This window comes from Variovorax sp. RCC_210 (genome assembly GCF_041355175.1).
GTDB lineage: Bacteria > Pseudomonadota > Gammaproteobacteria > Burkholderiales > Burkholderiaceae_C > Variovorax.
Genome location: NZ_JBFUPJ010000040.1, coordinates 1 through 1,878, shown reverse-complemented (window position 1 = coordinate 1,878; position 1,878 = coordinate 1). Strand labels below are relative to the sequence as shown.

Here is a 1,878-nt window from a genome sequence, read left to right as displayed (position 1 = left end):
GAAGGCCCCGGCATCCCCGACATCGCACTGGCGATGCGCGACGGCCATTCGTCGGGCAGCACGCCGGGCACCGGCCTAGGCGCGGTACGCCGGCTGGCGAACGACTTCGACATTCACTCCACGGTGCCCGAGGGCACGGTGAGCGTGGCGCGGGTGCGGCCAGCGACTGCCGGTGGCGGCGCTGCATTGGCAACGCACGGGCCCGCGCTGCAGATCGGCGCCGTGTGCCTGCCCGCGCCGCACGAGACGGTGAGCGGCGACGGCTGGGCCGCCGTCGTGCATGGCGCACAGGCCGGCGCGCTTGCCACGCTCACCGTGCTGATGGCCGACGGACTGGGCCACGGCCCCGAGGCGGCCAAGGCCTCGCAGGCCGCCACCGATGTCTTTGCAACGGCACCGACGGATGACCTTGGAGCAATCCTCCAACGCGTCCACCGTGAACTGAAGACGACCCGAGGGGCGGCTGTGTGCGCCTTGCGGGTCGATATTCAGCGCGCGACCATCTCCTATACCGGGGCGGGCAACGTGATGGGCCGCGTTGTCTCTGGAGTATTTGACAAGGCCATCATCACGCAGCCTGGAACCGCTGGTTTGCAGATCCGTAAGCCAGAAACCAGCTCCCTCGAACTGCCCCCGCACGCGGTGACGGTCATCTACAGCGACGGCATCGAAAGCCGCTGGAGCCAGGATGCCATCCGACCGCTGTTGCAAAAGGATCCCACACTCATGGCGGCGATCCTTTTGCGCGATCACACGCGGCACCGCGACGACGCCACCGTCGTCGTGATCCGCCAAAAGGAATAACCGATGAACAGCACCGTCGTTGACGACCGTGAAGATGCGCTGGCCCAGAGCCGGCGCGAGGTCGACGAACTGCGCGCGGAACTCGAGGAGACCAACCGCGGCGTGGTCGCGCTGTACGCCGAGCTCGACGCGCAGGCCGAACAGCTGCAGAAGGCCACCGAGCTCAAGAGCCGCTTCCTGGCCTACATGAGCCACGAGTTCCGCACGCCCATCAGCGCCATGCGAAGCATCACACGCCTGCTCAGCGACCGCGTGGACGGCCCGCTCACGCCCGAGCAGGAAAAGCAGGTCGGCTTCATCAATACCACCGCCACCGAGCTGGCCGAGATGGTCGACGACCTGTTGGACCTGGCCAAGATCGAGGCAGGCCGGGTCGACATCTCGCCGGCCTGGTTCGAGATGGTCGACTTGTTTTCCGCGCTGCGTGGCATGTTCCGACCGGTCCTCTCCAACCCGACCACCGCGCTGATCTTCGAGGAGCCGGAGGGGCTGCCGAAGCTTTACACCGATGACCGCAAGCTCTCGCAGATCTTGCGCAACTTCATTTCCAACGCGCTCAAGTTCACGCCGCATGGCGAAGTGCGGGTGACCGCGGCGCGCGTGGGCGAGGACGCGGTGCGGTTCTCGGTGTCAGACACCGGCATCGGCATTGCCCCCGAACACCACGCGGCCGTCTTCGACGATTTCTCGCAGGTCGACTCGCCGGTGCAGAAGCGCCTGCGCGGCACCGGCCTGGGCCTGTCGCTGTGCCGGCAGCTGGCGGTGCTGCTGGGCGGGCACGTGGAGGTGGCAAGCGAATTGGGCAAAGGCTCCGTTTTCTCCGTGACGTTGCCGGTACAACACCAACTCGTGGACCCGGTTCAGCCGGAATGACATGTCATCCGAGCCGCTGATCAACACCTCGATCGACCGCTCTCGCCACACCGTGCTGGTGGTGGACGACAACCCCACAACGCGATACACCACAGCTCGCGTGATTCGCGCCGCGGGCTTCGAAACGCGCGAGGCCGGCACCGGCGGCGAGGCGCTGGTGCTCGCGTCGCAGCACATCTCGGCCGTGGTGCTCGACGTGCA

The 1,878-nt window shown here is 66.9% G+C and carries 3 protein-coding genes; all 3 read left to right on the top strand.

All coding sequences use genetic code 11. The features are described from left to right. Nucleotides 1–804 (top strand): SpoIIE family protein phosphatase (locus AB6807_RS39325; RefSeq protein ID WP_371088805.1); only part of this gene is annotated, 804 nt, incomplete at its 5' end. 3 nt (nucleotides 805–807) lie between these two features. Continuing rightward, on the top strand, nucleotides 808–1,677 hold the full coding sequence (locus AB6807_RS39320; protein ID WP_371088804.1) for a sensor histidine kinase: 870 nt from the start codon (nucleotides 808–810) through the stop codon (nucleotides 1,675–1,677). 1 nt (nucleotide 1,678) lies between these two features. After that, nucleotides 1,679–1,878, top strand: a 200-nt coding sequence (locus AB6807_RS39315) for a response regulator (RefSeq protein ID WP_371088803.1), incomplete at its 3' end; no start/stop codon positions are given.